The organism is Streptomyces caeni, assembly GCF_042678285.1.
GTDB lineage: Bacteria > Actinomycetota > Actinomycetes > Streptomycetales > Streptomycetaceae > Streptomyces > Streptomyces caeni.
Map to the genome: position 1 here is coordinate 37986 of NZ_JBHUDX010000090.1, position 16582 is coordinate 54567.

At 72.6% G+C, this 16582-nt stretch carries 15 protein-coding genes; 6 read left to right on the forward strand and 9 right to left on the reverse strand.

Annotation, left to right across the window (positions count from 1 at the left end):
• Positions 1 to 13: 13 nt before the first annotated feature.
• Together ACFSL4_RS29850 and ACFSL4_RS29855 are read left to right on the forward strand one after the other, a co-directional pair.
• The gene (locus ACFSL4_RS29850) at positions 14 to 658 is read left to right on the forward strand and encodes a TetR/AcrR family transcriptional regulator (RefSeq protein ID WP_381089646.1); all 645 of its coding nucleotides are present in this window, start codon (positions 14 to 16) and stop codon (positions 656 to 658) included.
• A gap of 103 nt (positions 659 to 761) precedes the next feature.
• Positions 762 to 2987 carry an MMPL family transporter gene (locus ACFSL4_RS29855; RefSeq protein ID WP_381089649.1) on the forward strand — a complete coding sequence of 742 codons (2226 nt, stop codon included), beginning with the start codon at positions 762 to 764 and terminating at the stop codon, positions 2985 to 2987.
• A 911-nt stretch (positions 2988 to 3898) separates the two neighbouring features.
• Here the strand turns inward: ACFSL4_RS29855 and ACFSL4_RS29860 are convergent.
• The 3 genes from ACFSL4_RS29860 to ACFSL4_RS29870 form a co-directional block, all read right to left on the reverse strand.
• The gene (locus ACFSL4_RS29860) at positions 3899 to 4888 is read right to left on the reverse strand and encodes an aldo/keto reductase (RefSeq protein WP_381089652.1); all 990 of its coding nucleotides are present in this window, start codon (positions 4886 to 4888) and stop codon (positions 3899 to 3901) included.
• 230 nt (positions 4889 to 5118) lie between these two features.
• Complete coding sequence (locus ACFSL4_RS29865) at positions 5119 to 5418, reverse strand: YciI family protein (RefSeq protein WP_381089655.1); 300 nt, start codon at positions 5416 to 5418, stop codon at positions 5119 to 5121.
• A 21-nt stretch (positions 5419 to 5439) separates the two neighbouring features.
• Complete coding sequence (locus ACFSL4_RS29870; protein WP_381089658.1) at positions 5440 to 5802, reverse strand: SsgA family sporulation/cell division regulator; 363 nt, start codon at positions 5800 to 5802, stop codon at positions 5440 to 5442.
• A gap of 162 nt (positions 5803 to 5964) precedes the next feature.
• Between ACFSL4_RS29870 and ACFSL4_RS29875 the strand changes: the two genes are divergently transcribed.
• The 4 genes from ACFSL4_RS29875 (at position 5965) to ACFSL4_RS29890 (ending at position 9862) form a co-directional block, all read left to right on the forward strand.
• Positions 5965 to 7008, forward strand: coding sequence for an energy-coupling factor ABC transporter permease (locus ACFSL4_RS29875; RefSeq protein ID WP_381089661.1), 1044 nt, complete (start codon positions 5965 to 5967; stop codon positions 7006 to 7008).
• A gap of 1 nt (position 7009) precedes the next feature.
• On the forward strand, positions 7010 to 7771 hold the full coding sequence (cbiQ, locus tag ACFSL4_RS29880; RefSeq protein WP_381089664.1) for a cobalt ECF transporter T component CbiQ: 762 nt from the start codon (positions 7010 to 7012) through the stop codon (positions 7769 to 7771).
• Positions 7759 to 8550 carry an energy-coupling factor ABC transporter ATP-binding protein gene (locus ACFSL4_RS29885; protein WP_381089667.1) on the forward strand — a complete coding sequence of 264 codons (792 nt, stop codon included), beginning with the start codon at positions 7759 to 7761 and terminating at the stop codon, positions 8548 to 8550. Before cbiQ ends, ACFSL4_RS29885 begins: the two co-directional genes overlap by 13 nt.
• A 154-nt stretch (positions 8551 to 8704) precedes the next feature.
• The gene (locus ACFSL4_RS29890) at positions 8705 to 9862 is read left to right on the forward strand and encodes a serine hydrolase domain-containing protein (protein ID WP_381089670.1); all 1158 of its coding nucleotides are present in this window, start codon (positions 8705 to 8707) and stop codon (positions 9860 to 9862) included.
• An 85-nt stretch (positions 9863 to 9947) separates the two neighbouring features.
• Here ACFSL4_RS29890 and ACFSL4_RS29895 read toward each other — a convergent pair whose 3' ends face one another.
• The 6 genes from ACFSL4_RS29895 to ACFSL4_RS29920 all read right to left on the reverse strand — a co-directional run bounded on the left by ACFSL4_RS29895 (position 9948) and on the right by ACFSL4_RS29920 (position 16543).
• Positions 9948 to 10223, reverse strand: coding sequence for a DUF1876 domain-containing protein (locus ACFSL4_RS29895; RefSeq protein ID WP_381089673.1), 276 nt, complete (start codon positions 10221 to 10223; stop codon positions 9948 to 9950).
• Positions 10224 to 10294: 71 nt separating this feature from the next.
• Positions 10295 to 11182 (reverse strand): NAD(P)-dependent oxidoreductase, encoded by an 888-nt coding sequence (locus ACFSL4_RS29900; RefSeq protein WP_381089807.1) that lies wholly within the window; start codon positions 11180 to 11182, stop codon positions 10295 to 10297.
• A 522-nt stretch (positions 11183 to 11704) separates the two neighbouring features.
• Positions 11705 to 12550 carry an EamA family transporter gene (locus tag ACFSL4_RS29905; protein WP_381089676.1) on the reverse strand — a complete coding sequence of 282 codons (846 nt, stop codon included), beginning with the start codon at positions 12548 to 12550 and terminating at the stop codon, positions 11705 to 11707.
• A complete protein-coding gene (locus ACFSL4_RS29910) occupies positions 12547 to 13092 on the reverse strand; it encodes a YbaK/EbsC family protein (RefSeq protein WP_381089679.1) in 546 nt (181 codons plus the stop codon). Before ACFSL4_RS29910 ends, ACFSL4_RS29905 begins: the two co-directional genes overlap by 4 nt.
• Positions 13093 to 13158: 66 nt before the next feature.
• On the reverse strand, positions 13159 to 14823 hold the full coding sequence (locus ACFSL4_RS29915; protein ID WP_381089682.1) for a penicillin-binding transpeptidase domain-containing protein: 1665 nt from the start codon (positions 14821 to 14823) through the stop codon (positions 13159 to 13161).
• A 94-nt stretch (positions 14824 to 14917) separates the two neighbouring features.
• The gene (locus ACFSL4_RS29920) at positions 14918 to 16543 is read right to left on the reverse strand and encodes a penicillin-binding transpeptidase domain-containing protein (protein ID WP_381089685.1); all 1626 of its coding nucleotides are present in this window, start codon (positions 16541 to 16543) and stop codon (positions 14918 to 14920) included.
• Between the last annotated feature and the right edge of the window lie 39 nt (positions 16544 to 16582).

Sequence of the window (16582 nt, forward strand, 5' to 3'; positions counted from 1 at the left end):
GAAGGCGAGAGGCATGGCCGGTGTGCTGAAGGACGCGACACCGTCCGCTCTGGACGGACAGCCGGCGCCCGTGGCGGGGCGCCGCAGCCGGATCACGCCCGAGCGCGAGGCCGAGCTGTACGAGGCGGTCCTCGATCTGCTCCGGGAAGTCGGCTACGACGCCCTGACGATGGACGCCGTGGCCGCCCGCACCCGGTCCAGCAAGGCCACCCTCTACCGCCAGTGGGGCGGCAAGGCCGAACTGGTCGCCAAGGCGATCCGGCACTGCAAGCCGGGCAGCATCGGCGACGTCGACACGGGGTCCCTGCGGGGCGACTTCCGCGCCCTCGCCACCCGCGAGGACGACTGCGTCATGGAGCAGAACTCCGCGTTGATGCGGGGCCTGGCGATGGCGGTCCACCACAACCCGGACCTGCTGCAGGCGTTCAGGGAACTGCTCGTGGAGCCGGAGATGAAGGAGTTCCGCCGCGTGCTGCAGCGCGCCGTCGACCGGGGCGAGGTCCGCGCCGACAACCCCGCGCTGGACTTCGTGGTGCACATGCTGATCGGAGCCTTCGCCACCCGCGCGCTGATCGACGATCAGCCGCCGACCCAGGCGTTCCTGCTGTCGTACATCGACGCCGTGGTCCTCCCCGCCCTCGGCGTGCCCACCCCCTGACCCGTCCCCCCAGCAAGCCCTCCACCTGACGTCACCGCTCACGTCGTCGGGCTGATCACCCCTGCCCTGAAGAACCTCACGACCCGACCGGGAGTACGTCCTCGTGGCCACATTCCTCTACCGACTCGGCCGATCCGCCTTCCGGCGACGGCACGTGGTCGCCCTCGTCTGGGTGGCGCTGCTCGCGCTCGCGGGCGCCGGCGCCGCCGGCGCCCCCGCAGCGGGCTCCTCCTCGTTCTCCATCCCCGGCACCGAGGCCCAGAGGGCCTTCGACCTGCTGGAGCAGCGCTTCCCCGGCATGAGCGCCGACGGGGCCACCGCGCGCGTCGTCTTCAAGGCGCCGAGCGGACAGAAGGTGACGGCCGCGGACCACAAGGCGGTCGTCGAGAAGACCGTCCGGGAACTGCGCGACGGCTCCGAAGTCGCCTCCGTCGCGGATCCGTTCACCGCGCACGCCGTCAGCAAGGACGGCACGATCGCCTACGCGCAGGTGAAGTACCAGGTGTCCGGCATGGAGCTGAAGGACACCTCGAAGGACGCCCTGAAGGCGGCCGCGCAGCACGCGCGGGACGACGGGCTGACCGTCGAGGTCGGCGGCGACGCGCTGGTGGCCGTGCCGAAGCCGGGTGCCACCGAGGTCATCGGCATCGCGGTCGCCGCGGTCGTCCTCGTCATCACCTTCGGTCTGCTGATCGCGGCCGGGCTGCCCTTGCTCACGGCCCTGATCGGCGTCGGTATCGGTGTGTCCACGATCACCGCGCTGGCCGACGTCCTGGACCTGGGCTCGACCACCTCCACCCTGGCGATGATGATCGGCCTGGCGGTGGGCATCGACTACGCCCTGTTCATCGTCTCCCGCTACCGCGCCGAGCTGGCCGAGGGCCGCGACCGCGAGGAGGCCGCGGGCCGGGCGGTCGGCACGGCGGGCTCGGCGGTGGTGTTCGCGGGCCTGACCGTCGTGATCGCGCTGGCGGGCCTGGCCGTGGTGAACATCCCCATGCTGACGAAGATGGGCCTCGCCGCGGCGGGCACGGTCGCCATCGCGGTCCTGATCGCGCTGACGATGATCCCGGCGCTGCTGGGCTACGCGGGCCGCAGGGTCAAGCCGGCGGGCGAGAAGAACAGGCTGCTGGGCGGCCGCCGGACCACCGCCGCGCGGAACAGGCCGAACATGGGCGCCCGCTGGGCGAGCTTCGTCGTGCGCCGCCCCCTCGCGGTCCTGCTCCTCGGCGTCATCGGCCTGGGTGCGGCGGCGGTTCCGGCCTCGTCGCTGGAGCTGGGCCTGCCGGACGACGGTTCCCAGCCGGTGTCCACGACCCAGCGCCGGGCCTACGACCTCCTCTCCGACGGGTTCGGCCCCGGCTTCAACGGTCCGCTGCTGGTCGTCGTCGACGCGAAGGCGAGCGACGACCCCAAGGCGGCGGTCACGACGGTGACGAACGACATCGAGCGCCTCGGGAACGTCGCCACGGTGACACCCGCGACGTACAACAAGTCCGGCGACACGGCGATGCTCACGGTGATCCCCGACTCCAAGCCGTCCTCGGCCACCACCGAGGACCTGGTGCACGGCATCCGCGCCCAGGGCGCCGGCATCACGGCGGACACCGACGCGAAGGTGCTCGTCACGGGCACGACGGCGATGAACATCGATGTCTCGCAGAAGCTGAACGACGCGCTGATCCCTTACCTCGCGCTGGTGGTGGGCCTCGCCTTCCTCCTCCTGATCGTGGTCTTCCGCTCGATCCTGGTCCCGCTGAAGGCTGCGCTCGGCTTCCTGCTCTCGGTGGCGGCGGCGCTGGGCGCGGTCGTCGCGGTGTTCCAGTGGGGCTGGTTCTCCGGCCTCGTGGGCGTCGAGGAGACCGGCCCGATCATGTCGATGATGCCGATCTTCATGGTGGGCGTGGTCTTCGGCCTGGCGATGGACTACGAGGTCTTCCTCGTGACCCGCATGCGCGAGGCGTACGTCCACGGGGAGAGCCCCGGCCAGGCGGTCGTGACCGGCTTCAAGCACGGCGCGCGGGTCGTCACCGCGGCCGCGGTCATCATGATCGCCGTGTTCTCCGGCTTCATCGGCTCCAGCGAGTCGATGATCAAGATGATCGGCTTCGGCCTGGCGATCGCGGTGTTCTTCGACGCGTTCGTGGTACGGATGGCACTCGTGCCGGCGGTGCTGGCACTGCTGGGCCGGAAGGCCTGGTGGCTCCCGGCGTGGCTGGACCGGGCGCTGCCGAACGTGGACGTGGAGGGGGAGAGGCTGCGCACGTTCGCCGACGAGGGGCGCAGGGACCCGGACGAGGACCAGGACCGGGAGCTGGTACGGGTCTGAGCGAGAGCGCCTGACGCCGACAGGGGGCCCCACGGGTGGTGGGGCGCCCTGCCACACCACGGGTGGTGGGGGCGCCCTGCCACGCGTGCCGTGACGGGCGCTCAGAGCCGCTCGTCGCCGCCGGGCTCGTCGTACGGCGGCGAACACCTCGGCGGCGGAGGCGGCGGCGGAGGCGGCGGCGGAGGCGGCGGTGGAGTCGGCGGTGAAGGCGCGGTCGAACCAGCGGGTGGGGATGTCGAGGCCGCGGCAGGAGGTGACGCGGTCGCGGTCGGCGTCGGAGGGGGGATGCCGCGGCGGTCGAGGATGCGCAGCACGTCGGCGGCGCGGCCTTCAGCCCGGTCTCCGGAAGGAAGTGTCCACGGCCACGAGGTCCCTCCAGATTTCGGCGGCCCGGGGCTTCCCGCCCTGGCCCTGGGCTGTCGCGTCGCGGCCGGCGGCTACTTGGTCCGGGCCCGGCACCAGGGGGCGCACGGGCCGGGGCGGGCCACTCCGGTGGGCCGATGTCCACCGGGCGGGAGGCCCACGCGGCGGTACCCCAGTCGTTGCAGACGACCACGAGGAGCGGGGGCGGCCTGTACTGGCACCGTCCGGGCTCGGGCACTCACGCCGGGGGAGTCTCTGGCCTTCATCGAGCAGGCGCCGGGCAACGACTGCGTGGAGGTCGCGATAGCCCCCACCACCGTCCACATCCGTGGCTCAAAGCCCCCAGGCCCCTCCCCTCACCGTGGCTCCCGCCACCTGGACGGGCTTCGTCACCCACGTCTCCGAGAGCTGAGCGCAATCACATTCCTGTGCAACGGCCGAGCTGATACAGATGGACGCCCGGCGCACGGCTGGACGCCCGGCGCACGGCCGGCCGGCGCTGCGCCCGGTGGGATCGACGTCAGCCACGCCGGTGCCCCGGCCAGGCGCTAGAGATTGACGGCCCGCATCCCTGCCTCGTCATACCGCTCTCCCGCCGCTTCGGGCAGCTCCGCGTCGATGCGGGCCAGGTCCTCCTCGGTCAGCGCGATGTCGACCGCGGCGGCGTTCTGTTCCAGGTAGGTGCGGCGCTTGGTGCCCGGGATGGGCACCAGGTCCTCGCCCTGGGCCAGCACCCAGGCGATGGCGAGCTGGGCCGGGGCCACGTCCTTCTCGGCGGCGATCTCCTTCACCTTCGCCGCCAGCCGCAGGTTCGCTTCCAGGTTGGCGTCCTGGAATCGCGGGTTTTCGCGGCGCCAGTCGTTCGCGTCCAGCTCGTCCGGCGAGGCGAACCGCCCGGCGAGGAACCCGCGGCCGAGCGGCGAGTACGGTACGAAGCCGATGCCCAGCTCCCGGCAGGCGGGCAGCACCTCGGCCTCCACGTCCCGTGACCACAGCGAGTACTCGCTCTGCACGGCGGTGATCGGGTGCACGGCGTGGGCGCGCCGGATGGTCTCCGCGCTCGCCTCGCTCAGCCCGATGTACCGCACCTTGCCCTCGGCGACCAGCTCGCCCAGCGCGCCGACCGTCTCCTCGATGGGCACGTTCGGGTCGACCCGGTGCTGGTAGTACAGGTCGATGTGGTCGGTCCCCAGACGCTTCAGGGAGCCGTGGACCGAGCTGTGGACGTGCTCGGCCGAGCCGTCCTGCGGGCCGACGGTGCTGATGTCGCCGGGTACGGCGTCGTCCATCCGGTTGTTGAACTTCGTCGCGATCACGTACTCGTCGCGATGCCCCCGGATCGCCTCGCCGACGAGCGACTCGTTGGTGAGCGGCCCGTACATCTGCGCGGTGTCGAGGAAGTCCACCCCGAGGTCGAGGGCGCGCCGGATGGTCGCGATCCCCTCCTCCTGGTCGGCGGATCCGTAGAAGGCGGACATGCCCATGCACCCCAGGCCGATGGCCGATACCCTCAGGTCCCGCAGACTGCGCTTCTGCATGCTGTGTCCCAGCCCTTCCCTGCATTGTCGTTCGTCGTCCGGACGGCACGAGAGCCCTCATCCATCCAACGACGGATTCCGTTGCCCGGCACCCCGTGAAGGGCACCGGGCGACACGGGCCTCGTGCACGCGGTGTCTGCGACGCTACGACCTGGAGCGCGCTCCAGCGCAAGTCAACCGTTTCGGGCCGGGTCGGCAGCCCGAAACGGATCGTGCTGCGTGACCGCCGGCTACGAGGGCAGCTGCTGACGGTAGGGCGCCAGGGGCGGGGCCGTCTTCGTGGCCAGGAACTCGATGATCCGGTAGTCGGCCACCTTCCCGACGACGAACGGGTCGCTCGCCACGAGGGTCTCCATGGCCGCACGGTTCTCGCCGACCGCGACGATCACTCCGCCGTCCCGCGGCACCTTGCGGCCCGAGGCGAGGAAGACTCCGGCCTCGTACTGCCGCTCAAGCCATGCGACATGGTCCGCCAGGGCGGCATCGACACGCTCGGCCGGGGCGACGTAGGTGAGTTCGAGGATGAACATGCCGGTCAGCCTAGCCAGTGCTCACCTCTGGGACACCTGCCGCGCCATCGCGCCCGCCCCCGCCAGATACGTCCGCTGCAGGAAGCGGATCAGGGCCTTCGACTCGAACTGCACCACCTCGACGCCCGCCGCCGTGTGGAACTCCATCACCGCCTGGACCCGGCCGCACGGCCAGATGTGCACGCCGCCCCTGCGCGTCGGCGCGCGCAGGCCCTTCTCCAGGAGCTCCCGGGAGAACGTCCACTCGTGGGGGCCCGGCAGGCCCACGTGGACCGAGCGGGGGTCCGTGTCGGGGTCATAGCGGAGCAGGGCGGGAACGGGGTCGAGGGATTCCGGGGAGTCGGTGATGACGTGGGCACGCGCGTACTGTTCCACTACGGACATCGGTTCGACTCCTCACGTTGCGTCACCAAAGCAGAAGCTATGATTCCGCTACCTCCTAAATGTCGCATATGCGGATGAAAAACGCTCCTGATGTGGACCGGGTCGTTCTCACGACCTGGTGGCTCTTGCAATCCATTCGCAATAGCGGGGTATCCTCGACCGGTGCATGTGCCCGACGGATTCATCGACGCCCCCACCTCCGCCGCGACCGGACTCGTCGCCGCGGGTGCCCTCGCCGTAAGCCTCAGGGGCGCCCGGCGCGAACTCGACGAGCGCACCGCCCCCCTCGCCGGCCTGGTGGCCGCGTTCATCTTCGCCGTGCAGATGCTGAACTTCCCGGTCGCCGCCGGGACCAGCGGGCATCTGCTCGGCGGCGCGCTGGCCGCCATACTCGTCGGACCCTGGACCGGGGTCCTGTGCGTCTCGGTCGTGCTTCTCATGCAGGGCATCCTGTTCGCCGACGGCGGCCTCACCGCCCTCGGCGTCAACATCACCGACATGGCGATCGTGACGACCGTCGTCTCCTACGCCGTCTTCCGTGTGCTGGTCAGGCTCCTTCCCCGTGGCCGCCGGTCCATTACCGCCGCCTCCTTCCTCGCCGCCCTGGTCTCCGTCCCGGCCGCCGCCGTCACCTTCACCCTGATCTACGCGGTCGGCGGCACCACCGACGTGCCCATCGGCAAGGTCGCCACCGCGATGATCGGGGTCCACATCCTCATCGGCATCGGTGAGGCCGCCATCACCGCCCTCACCGTCGGCGCCGTCGTCGCCGTACGGCCCGATCTGGTGCACGGCGCCCGGGGCCTGCGACAGCGGCTCAAGCTGCGCGTCGGCGGTGAGCTGGTCGACGCGCCCGCGGCCGAGCCCGTGCCCGTGTCCGCCGGCCGGTCCCGCCGCACGCTCTGGATCACCGGTCTGGTCACCTCGCTCGTCCTCGCCGGCTTCGTCAGCTTCTACGCCTCCGCCAGCCCGGACGGCCTGGAGAAGGTCGCCGTCGACCAGGGCATCGCCCACACGGCGCGGAAGCACGCGTCCTCCGGCTCCCCGCTCGCCGGCTACGGCGTCAGGGACATCGCCGACGCCCGCCTCTCCGGCGGCCTCGCGGGCGCGATCGGCGTCGGGGCCACCCTCGTCGTCGGCAGCACGGTGTTCTGGGCCGTGCGCCGCCGCCGTACCGCCGCCGCCGAACCCTCGCAGGCGGGCTGACATGGGGGCTGGACACGCTCACAGGCTCTACCGGAACGGGAATTCCCCGGTGCACGCCCTGCCGCCGCACACCAAGCTCGCCGCCGCCTTCGCCTTCGTGGTGGTCGTGGTCTCCACGCCACGGGAGGCGATGTGGGCGTTCGCGCTGTACGCCGTCCTCCTCGGCCTGGTCGCCCGCGCCGCCCGGGTGCCCGCCGGATTCCTGCTGCGGCGGCTGCTGATCGAGGTCCCGTTCGTCGCCTTCGCCGTGCTCATGCCGTTCGTGGCCGGGGGCGAGCGCGTCGAGGTCCTCGGGCTGTCGCTGAGCACCGGAGGGCTGTGGGGGGCGTGGAACGTGCTCGCCAAGGGCACGCTCGGCGTCGCCGCCTCCGTCCTCCTCGCCGCCACCACCGAACTGCGCGAACTGCTCCTCGGGCTCCAGCGGCTGAGGCTCCCGCCGCTCCTCGTGCAGATCGCGTCCTTCATGATCCGCTACGGCGACCTCATCACCGACGAGATGCGCCGGATGCGGATCGCCCGCGAGTCGCGCGGTTTCGAGGCGCGCGGCATCCGCCACTGGGGCGTGCTCGCGAAGTCCGCGGGCGCCCTCTTCATCCGCTCGTACGAGCGCGGCGAGCGGGTGCACCTGGCCATGGTCAGCCGGGGGTACGCCGGTTCCATGCCCGTCATCGACGAGGTGACCGCGTCCCGCGCCCAGTGGTCGTACGCCCTCGCCCTGCCCCTCACCGCCCTCGTCGTCTGCCTGCTGGGATGGACCCTGTGAATGCTTCGCCGCCCCCGTCGCCGCACCCGTCCCTGGACGTGGCCGGGCTGGCCTTCGCCTACCCGGACGGACACCAGGCCCTCTTCGGCGTCGACTTCTCCCTCGCGCGCGGCGAGCGGGTCGCACTGCTCGGGCCGAACGGTGCCGGGAAGACCACGCTCGTGCTGCACCTCAACGGCATCCTGACCGGAGGCACCGGCACCGTGACGGTGGCCGGGCTGCCCGTGGGCAGGAAGCACATGGCCGAGATCCGCCGCAGGGTCGGCATCGTCTTCCAGGACCCCGACGACCAGCTCTTCATGCCCACGGTCCGGGAAGACGTGGCCTTCGGGCCCGCGGCGGCCGGCCTCAAGGGCGCTGAGCTGGAGGCGCGCGTCGACCGGGCCCTCGAACAGGTCGGCATGGCGGACTTCAAGGACCGCCCGCCGCACCACCTCTCCTTCGGCCAGCGGCGCCGGGTGGCCGTGGCGACCGTGCTCGCCATGGAGCCGGAGATCCTGGTACTGGACGAGCCGTCGTCGAATCTCGACCCCGCCTCGCGGCGCGAACTCGCCGACATCCTGCGGTCGCTGGACGTCACGGTCCTGATGGTCACACACGACCTGCCGTACGCGCTGGAGCTGTGTCCGCGCTCGCTGATCCTCAGCGAGGGGGTGATCGCGGCCGACGGAAGGACGGCCGAACTGCTCGCCGACGAGGCGCTCATGCGCGCGCACCGGCTGGAGCTGCCGTTCGGCTTCGATCCCCGTTCCGTGCGGGCGGCGGCCGCAACCGGGTGAGACGTCCGGGACGTCCCCGGGACGGGCTCCGTCTCCGGGGCGGGCCCCAGGGCGTCTCCGGGGCGGGCCCCAGGACGTCTCCGGGCAGCGAGGAATCGACGGCGGTCCGCGAGTGTTCCCTCGACGGGCGCAGGCGAGTGAAGGGAACACGGGCGTGGACGCGCACGGCGTGGTGGCCGAGGGCTTCGAACCGGTCAGGGAAGCGTTCGTACGGAACTTCGAGAAACTGGGGGAGCGCGGCGCGGCGGTCGCCGTGTACCGCGACGGCCGCAAGGTCGTCGACCTGTGGGGAGGCACGCGCGACGTCGACGGAGCGCAGCCCTGGGAGCACGGCACCGCGCAGATCGTGCGCTCGGCGACCAAGGGTGTCGCGGCGGCCGTCCTGCTGATGCTGGCCGAGCGCGGGGAACTGGACCTGGACGCGCCCGTCGGCCACTACTGGCCCGAGTTCAAGGCGCACGGCAAGGAGCGCGCGCTGGTGCGGCACGTCCTCGCGCACCGCGCCGGCGTACCGGCGCTCGACCGGCCGCTCACGCCCGCCGAGGCGGCCGACCCCGATCACGCCGCACGCGTGCTGGCCGCGCAGGCACCCGCCTGGGAGCCCGGCACGGACCACGGCTATCACGCGCACACATACGGCTGGCTGACGGGCGAACTGGCGCGGCGGGTCACGGGCCGTTCCATCGGCGCCTTGATCACGGACGAGATCGCCGGGCCGCTGGGGCTCGACCTGTGGCTGGGCCTGCCCGAGGCGCAGACCCACCGGGTGGGCCGGGTCGGCCCCCTTCCGGCACCAGCCCAGGACGGCACCCTGCGTGTCCGGCCCAAGCGCGCGGTCGCCGAGGCGTACGCGGACCCCGGCAGCCTCACCCGCCGCGCCTTCGCCGCCATCACCCCGCTGCCCGACGAGAACGACCCCGCCTACCGCGCGGCGGTCCTGCCCGCGTCGAACGGCATCGCGACGGCCGACGCCCTCGCGCGCTTCTACGCGGCGCTGACCGGCGAGGTCGACGGGGTGCGCCTGTTCGCCCCACGGACGCTGGAGGAGGCCCGCGCGCAGGCGTCCGCGGGACCCGACCGGGTGCTGGTGGTCACCACCCGCTTCGGCCTCGGCTACATGCTCCACGGCAGCACCTCGCCCCTCCTCGGCCCCGGCTCGTTCGGTCACCCGGGCCGCGGCGGCTCCCTCGGTTTCGCCGACCCCGGCTCGGGCATCGCCTTCGGCTACGTCACCAACGGCTTCCGCACGAGCGTGACGGCCGACCCGCGGGCACAGGCCCTGGTACGGGCGGTGCGCGCGTCACTGGCGTAGCCGCCCCCGGCCCAGGAGCCCGCGCGGGCGGGACGGCGCGGTGCCCGCACGCGTACTCCGCGCACGGGCCCCACCGGCCGCGCACTCAGTGCGTCAGCGGACGCGACGTCCTGCCCGACGCCTCGTCGATCTCGTCGTGCGCCTTCGTGAGCAGCTGCATCGCGAGATCGTTGAGCGCACGCGCCCCCGCGATCTCCTCCCCGACACGCGGCTGATTACTGTCGGAGAAGTGGCGGCTGGCGTGCCCGCGGGCCCGTACCTCCCTGCCGTCGGGAAGCCGTACCAGTGCCGCCGCCCGCGTGTGCAGGTCGTCCTCCTCGAACTCGAGTTCCACATGCCATCCGACTGCGGTGTGCATCATGACGATCACCTCCGGAACCGCTGATTCCAGGGTGCTCCTCCTGGCCGTCCGACGCACGGCACAGGCCCGGCTCAGCGGGCGCCCTCCTCGAAGCTGGCGAAGTAGGACGCGGCCATGTCCTCGTCGCCGTGGCCCTGGGCGGCGGCGCGGGCGAGGCGTTCGGCGCTCGCGGCGGCCATGTCGAGGCGGACGCCGTGCTGCTCACCGGCCCGGACGATCAGCCGGGCGTCCTTCTCCGCCGTCGTCACCGCGAAACTCGCCGGGGACAGCCGGTCGTTCAGGACGAGGTCGGCCTTGGCGTGCAGATATCCCATGTCGAGCGGCCCGCCGGCGATGAGGTCGAAGAACGCCTGGGGGTCCACGTCGAGCGCCTTGGCCAGGGCCAGCGCCTCGCCGGCCGCGGCGGTGGCCGCGAGGACCCAGCTGTTGGCCACCAGCTTGAGGCGGCTGGCGCTGCCCGTCGCGCCGTCCTCACCCGTCCACACGGTGCGGGCGCCCACGGCGTCGAACACGAGCGACACCGTGTCCCGGTCCCCGGCGGGGCCCGCGGCCAGGACGGTCAGCTGCCCGGCCTCCGCGGGCTGCCGGGTGCCGAGCACGGGGGCGTCGTAGAAGACCAGGTCGTGGTCGCGGGCGAAGCCGGCCAGCTCGCCCGTGGCCTCGATGCCCGCGGTGGTCGACTGCACCCAGTCGGCGCCGGCGCGCAGGGCGGGCGCGGCCTCCCGCATGGCCTCCAGGACGGTGGCGCCGTCGTGCAGCACGGTCAGTACCACGTCGGCGCCCCGCACGGCCTGCGCGGGGGTGCCGGCGACGTGCACGCCGTCGGTGGCCAGCGGCTCGGCCTTGGCGCGGGTGCGGTTCCAGGCGCGGACGGTGTGTCCGGCGCGGGCGAGGTTGCGGGCCATGGCGGCCCCCATGATCCCGGTGCCCAGGACGCTCACGGTGAGCTTCTCGGTCATGACGTCGACTTCCTGACTCATACGAAGGGTGGTCGCGCATCGGCACGCCGGCGCCTGCGCGCCGCAGTGCCTCAGCATGCTTGCTCGGGCGCGAGTCTTCCCGGAGGCGGCGTGGACAGGCCCGTCGCGCCGGACCCGGGCCCGCCCCGGCCGGCCGAACGGCGCGCCAACCGGTCTCCCTCACCCTGCGACGACCGGATGAGCGGTCCTGCTCCCCCCTCGTCGAGTGGACCGCGCCCGGACTCGTTGATGACGGCCTGGCGCCCGCCCGCGAACGGCTGGGCGTCGATGCGCGTGCCCGGGCCCGGGGAGGCGCCGCCCGGCCCATGAACGAGACCCGTGCCGTAGGGCACTGTGCGCGAGGGTGTCCAGCCGATCCGGACGATTCCCGCGGCGCGGCTGCGTCACGGCCGATGGCCGTGGACCAGCGTACGGCTGAGGCGCCTTGTCGTTGCCGATCCGGGCGATGCGGCACCAACGGTGCCGGACACCCCGAGGTGAACGTGCCGGCCGGCCGAACGGTTAACCGGCGTGCAGCATAAGCCCGATCCCGACCACGAGCAGCCCGGCCGCCGCGATCCTCGGCATGCCGAACCGCTCCTTGAACAAGACCGCGCCGATCGCCGCGCCGGCGATGATCGAGGACTCGCGCAGGGCCGCCACGGGGGCCAGCTCCGCCCGGGTCTGGGCCCACAGCACGAGGGCGTACGCGGCCACGGACAGGGCCGCGCCCAGCAGTCCGAGGGTGGCGAACGGCCGCAGCGTGCCGGGCAGGTCCCCCCGCCATCGGTGAGCGGCGTACGAGGGGATCACCACCCCCTGCACCGCCATGAGCCACGCGATGTAGCCGAGGGGGGTCCCCGACGCCCGGACGCCCAGCCCGTCCACCACGGTGTACGCCGCGATCGTCAGGCCGGTCGCGAGCGCGGCGCCGATGGCGGCCCAGTCCGGCCGGTGGCCGCGCAGGCCCCACAGCGCGACTCCGGTCAGCCCCGCGCACGACACGGCGATGCCGGCCGCCGCCCAGCCGTCCGGCACCTCGTGCGCGAACACCGCCGCCAGCACGGTGACGACCAGCGGCGCGGTGCCGCGCGCGATGGGGTACGCCTGTCCGAAGTCGCCGAGCCGGAAGGACCGCATCAGCAGCACGTAGTACGCGATGTGGATGGCGGCGGAGACGAAGAGATACGGCCACGCCCGCGCCGCCGGAAGCGCGGTGAACGGGATCGCCGCCAGCCCGATGAGCATCCCTCCGCCTGCGATCAGCGTGAAGCCGACCAGCTTGTCGGTGATGCGGTGCGCGATCGCGTTCCAGCCGGCGTGCGTGACGGCGGCGAGCAGCACCGCCGCGGTGACGGCCGGTGTCACGCGGACTGCTCGCGCACGTCCACCAGTGTGCCGCCCGCGTGGGCGATCAGGGTCTTCGGGTCCATCGGGAACACGGTGTGCGGGGTGCCGGCCGCGGCCCACACCGTGTCGTGGCCGAGCAGCGAACGGTCGGCGAGCACACGGGTCTTCGTGCGGTGCCCGAAGGGCGGTACGCCGCCGATCGCGTACCCGGTGGTCTCCCGCACGACGTCGGCGCCCGCCCGGGTGACCTTCCCGGCCCCCAGTTCCTCCCGTACGCGCTCCACGTCCACCCGGGACGCCCCGTCCATCAGCACCAGCACCGGAACACCTTCCCCAAGCTCTCGGCCCCGTTCGAGCAGGGGGGACCCCCAAACGGCGAAGACGAGCGACTTGCAGATCTGGCTCAGTTCGCAGCCGATCGCGGCGGCGGCCTCGGCGGCCGTACGGGTCGCGTCGGGGAAACGGCGGATACGGGCGTGGAGTTCGCCGAGCCCCAACTCTTCGAGGGCCTCGGCGAATCGGGGGTGGGCTCCGGAGCCTGCTGCGGCGGTCGTCGTCATGGACGTCACGCTAGCGGTGGGCGTACGGCGCGGGCGACAGGGTTAGCGGGCTCCCGGCCGCGCGCGTCAGCTTCCCGCCCGCAGCAGCGCCGCCACGATCGGCCCCGCGGAGTCGCCGCCGTGGCCGCCCGCCTGCACCACGCCCGCGGCGGCCAGATCGCCCTTCCAGGCGGTGAACCAGCCGTTGGGCTGCTCCTGGCCGTCGACCTCCGCCGAGCCCGTCTTCGCGCCGTCGTCCGGTCCGAGGCCCGCCATCGCCCTGGCCGCCGTGCCCGCCGCGGCCGTGTACCGCAGGACCTCCTTCAACTGGGCCTGCGTCGACGCCGACATCGTGCGGGTCGCCCTCGCCAGGGTGCGGTTGTCCACCGAGGGGGAGACCAGGTACGGCTGGTGGAAGACACCCGTCTTGGCCGTGGAGACCACCGAGGCCATGTTCAGCGGGTTCATGCGGACGCCGCCCTGGCCGATCAGGGAGGCCGCCATCGGGGCCGCGCTCTGCACCGGGACCGAGCCGTCGAAGGACGGGACTCCGATCGACCAGTTGTCCATGCTCAGGCCGTAGATCTGCTGGGCGACCCTGGTGAGGTCGTCGTTGCCGAGCTTCTCCGCCTGGCTGATGAAGGCCGTGTTGCAGGACACCGCGAAGCTCGTCTTGAACGTGCTGTTCTTGAGCTCGAACTTGTTGTCGTTGTGGAACTTCCAGCCGCCGTACGTCACGTACTTCGGGCAGGGGTGCTCCTTGTCCGCCTTCGCCAGGCCCTTCTCGAACAGCAGCGTCGACGTCACGATCTTCATCGTCGAACCCGGCGCGAGGGAGCCCTGGAAGGCCACGTTGAAGCCGTGGCCCGAGTTCGCCACCGCCAGGATCTCCCCCGTCGAGGGGCGCATGAGGACGACGGACGCCTTGTCCTTCCCCGCCACCTCCTGCTCGGCCTTCGCCTGCAGCACCGGACTCAGCGTGGTCCGCACGGTGCCGGGCGTGCCCTCGCTGAGGGTCACCAGCGTCTTGTCGGGCGTCTTCTCGGTGCCCTTCGCCGCCGCCTTGCGCACGATCCGCAGCTCGATGCCCGCCGTGCCGCCGGCCTTCTTGCCGTACTTCTCGCGCAGGCCGTCCAGCACCGTGCCGAGCGACGGGTACTTGGCGGCGGTGAGTTCGCCGCCGTGGCGGTCGAGGGCCTTGACCGGCGGCGTACCCGCCTCGCCCGTCACCAGGCGGTCGCCCTCGGCCAGGTCCGGGTGCACCACCGACGGCTGCCAGCGCACCACCGGCTCACCGTCCTGGGCTCCGCGCACCACCGTCAGCTTCGACCCGTAGGCCAGCGGCTTGCTCCGTCCCTGATAGGAGACGGTGGCGTGCACGGAGAACGGGACCGTCGCCCCGGACGGCGTGCCGGGGGTGAGGGTCACGCCCGTGATGTGCGCGTCCTTGCCGTAGCCCGTCAGCAGCCGGGTGGCGGCGGCCGTGTCGTCCGTGGCCGCCGCCGCCCTGGCGACGTCGCCCCGCTGCCAGGCCGTGAGGAACGCGGTGGCCGTCGTGTGGACCTCGGACGCGGACAGCGGGCCCGTCTTCACGTGGTGGGCCGTGGTCGCCGTGCCGTCGTCGGCCGCGGCGCCGCCGCCCAGCAGGCTGTACGCGCCGGCCGCCGTGCCCACACCGACGACGGCGAACAGCCCGCCGATCAGCAGCGGCCGGCCCTTCTTGCGCTCGGCCACGCGTCTTCTCTTGCCCACAGCTCACGATCCTCCGCAGTCCCCTGGTCCCCCGGTGCCCCACGCTCCTCAACGAGAACCACCACCCTAGAGTCCCGCGGTGACAAGGGTGACGTCAGCCGCCGGTTCGTAGCACAGCTGCGACGATCGGACCGGCCGCGTCGCCGCCGTGCCCGCCCTCCTGGCTCATGGCCGCCGCCGCGATGTCGTTCCGGTATCCCGTGAACCAGCTGTTGGACCTGCTCTGCCCGTCGACCTCCGCGGACCCCGTCTTCGCACCGATGTCGCCGCCGAGCCCGGCCATCACGTGCGCGGCCGTCCCCCGGGTCGCCGTCAGCCGCATCATCGCCTTCAACTGGGCGACGGTGCCCCGGGACAGGCCCTTGGCGGTGGCCGGTTCGCGGTGGTCGAGCTTCGGCGGGACCAGGTACGGCTGCCGGAACACGCCCGTGATCGCGGTGGCCGTGACCGACGCCATGTTCAGCGGGCTCATCTGCACCTGGCCCTGGCCGATCAGGTTGGCCGCGGTGTCCGGGCCGCCGGAGGCGGGCACCGAGCCGTCGAAGGAGACGATGCCGGTCTTCCAGTTGTCCCGCCCCAGCCCGAAGCGGTCCTCGGCCTCCCGGGTGAGCGAGTCGACCTTCACCTCGTCCGCGTACTTCACGAAGGCCGTGTTGCACGACCGCATGAAGCTGCCCGCCAGCGTCGCCTTCTCGTCGGGTGCCAGTCCTTCGAGGTTGTGGAACGTCTGGCTCTGCCACACCGCCGTCTCCGGGCAGGGCGCCGGCCCGTTCATGGTGGTGATGCCGTTGTCGATCAGCGTCGCCGCGCTGATGATCTTCATCGTCGAGCCGGGCGCGAGACGCCCCTCGAAGGCGGCGTTGAACCCGTCCCTGCGGTGGTTGGCGACGGCGAGCACCTCGCCCGTGCTCGGCTTCACCGCCACGACCGACGACTCCGCGTACCGCTCCACCGCCCGCTCCGCCGCGGCCTGCACGGAGGCGCTCAGCGTGGTGTGGAGCTTGCCGGGCGAACCCTCGGCGAGCGTCAGCAGTGTCTTTCCGGGCGCCTTAGCGTCGGCGTGCCGGACGGACAGCTCGATGCCGGGCGCGCCGCCGGCCGTGTCGCCGTACTTGGCGCGCAGCGCGTCCAGGATCGGTCCCAGGGACGGGTACCTCTCCTTCGTCAGCACCGCCCCGTGCCGGTCGACCGCCTCGACCGGCGGGGTCGCGGCCTCACCGGTGACGAGCGTGTCGCCCGTGCGCAGGGCGGGGTGGACGACGGACGGCTGCCAGTCGACCAGCGCCCGCCCGGTGGTCAGCCCGCGCACGACGGTCAGCGTGCTGTCGTAGGCGAGCGGCTTGGACTTTCCCCCGTAGGACACCGTCGCCTTCACGGAGAACGGCACCGAGCGCCCCTTCCGCTCGCCCGGCGTGATGTGCGCCCCGGTGATGTGCGCGCTGCTGCCGTACGCGGTCAGCAGCTGCTCCGCGGCCGCGGCGTTGTTCGTGTACGAGGCCGCGGTGGCCGCGTCGCCCTTCGCCCAGGCGGCGAAGAACTTGGCACTCGCCTCCTTGACCTCGCTCGCGGACGGCGGCCCGGTCTTCACCGGCGCGGGCCCGCCGACTCCGCCCGCGCCCCCGTCCAGCGCGGACAGGAGGTTGTAGGCCCCGTACCCGGCCCCTCCCACCATCACCGCGAGCACCCCGCCGACTATGGCGGCCTTGACCCCCTTGCGCATGACGCGTCGCCCCCTCCCCGTAGAGCTCGCACTGTAAGC

Excerpts from the sequence above, each read along its gene's own strand:
- ACFSL4_RS29895 (WP_381089673.1), bottom strand. The coding sequence starts at position 10,223 with ATGATGCACACCGCAGTCGGATGGCATGTGGAACTCGAGTTCGAGGAG.
- ACFSL4_RS29865 (WP_381089655.1), bottom strand. The coding sequence starts at position 5,418 with ATGTTCATCCTCGAACTCACCTACGTCGCCCCGGCCGAGCGTGTCGAT.
- ACFSL4_RS29870 (WP_381089658.1), bottom strand. The coding sequence starts at position 5,802 with ATGTCCGTAGTGGAACAGTACGCGCGTGCCCACGTCATCACCGACTCC.
- ACFSL4_RS29850 (WP_381089646.1), top strand. The coding sequence starts at position 14 with ATGGCCGGTGTGCTGAAGGACGCGACACCGTCCGCTCTGGACGGACAG.
- cbiQ (WP_381089664.1), top strand. The coding sequence starts at position 7,010 with ATGGGGGCTGGACACGCTCACAGGCTCTACCGGAACGGGAATTCCCCG.
- ACFSL4_RS29910 (WP_381089679.1), bottom strand. The coding sequence starts at position 13,092 with ATGACGACGACCGCCGCAGCAGGCTCCGGAGCCCACCCCCGATTCGCC.
- ACFSL4_RS29885 (WP_381089667.1), top strand. The coding sequence starts at position 7,759 with ATGGACCCTGTGAATGCTTCGCCGCCCCCGTCGCCGCACCCGTCCCTG.
- ACFSL4_RS29920 (WP_381089685.1), bottom strand. The coding sequence starts at position 16,543 with ATGCGCAAGGGGGTCAAGGCCGCCATAGTCGGCGGGGTGCTCGCGGTG.
- ACFSL4_RS29900 (WP_381089807.1), bottom strand. The coding sequence starts at position 11,182 with ATGACCGAGAAGCTCACCGTGAGCGTCCTGGGCACCGGGATCATGGGG.
- ACFSL4_RS29860 (WP_381089652.1), bottom strand. The coding sequence starts at position 4,888 with ATGCAGAAGCGCAGTCTGCGGGACCTGAGGGTATCGGCCATCGGCCTG.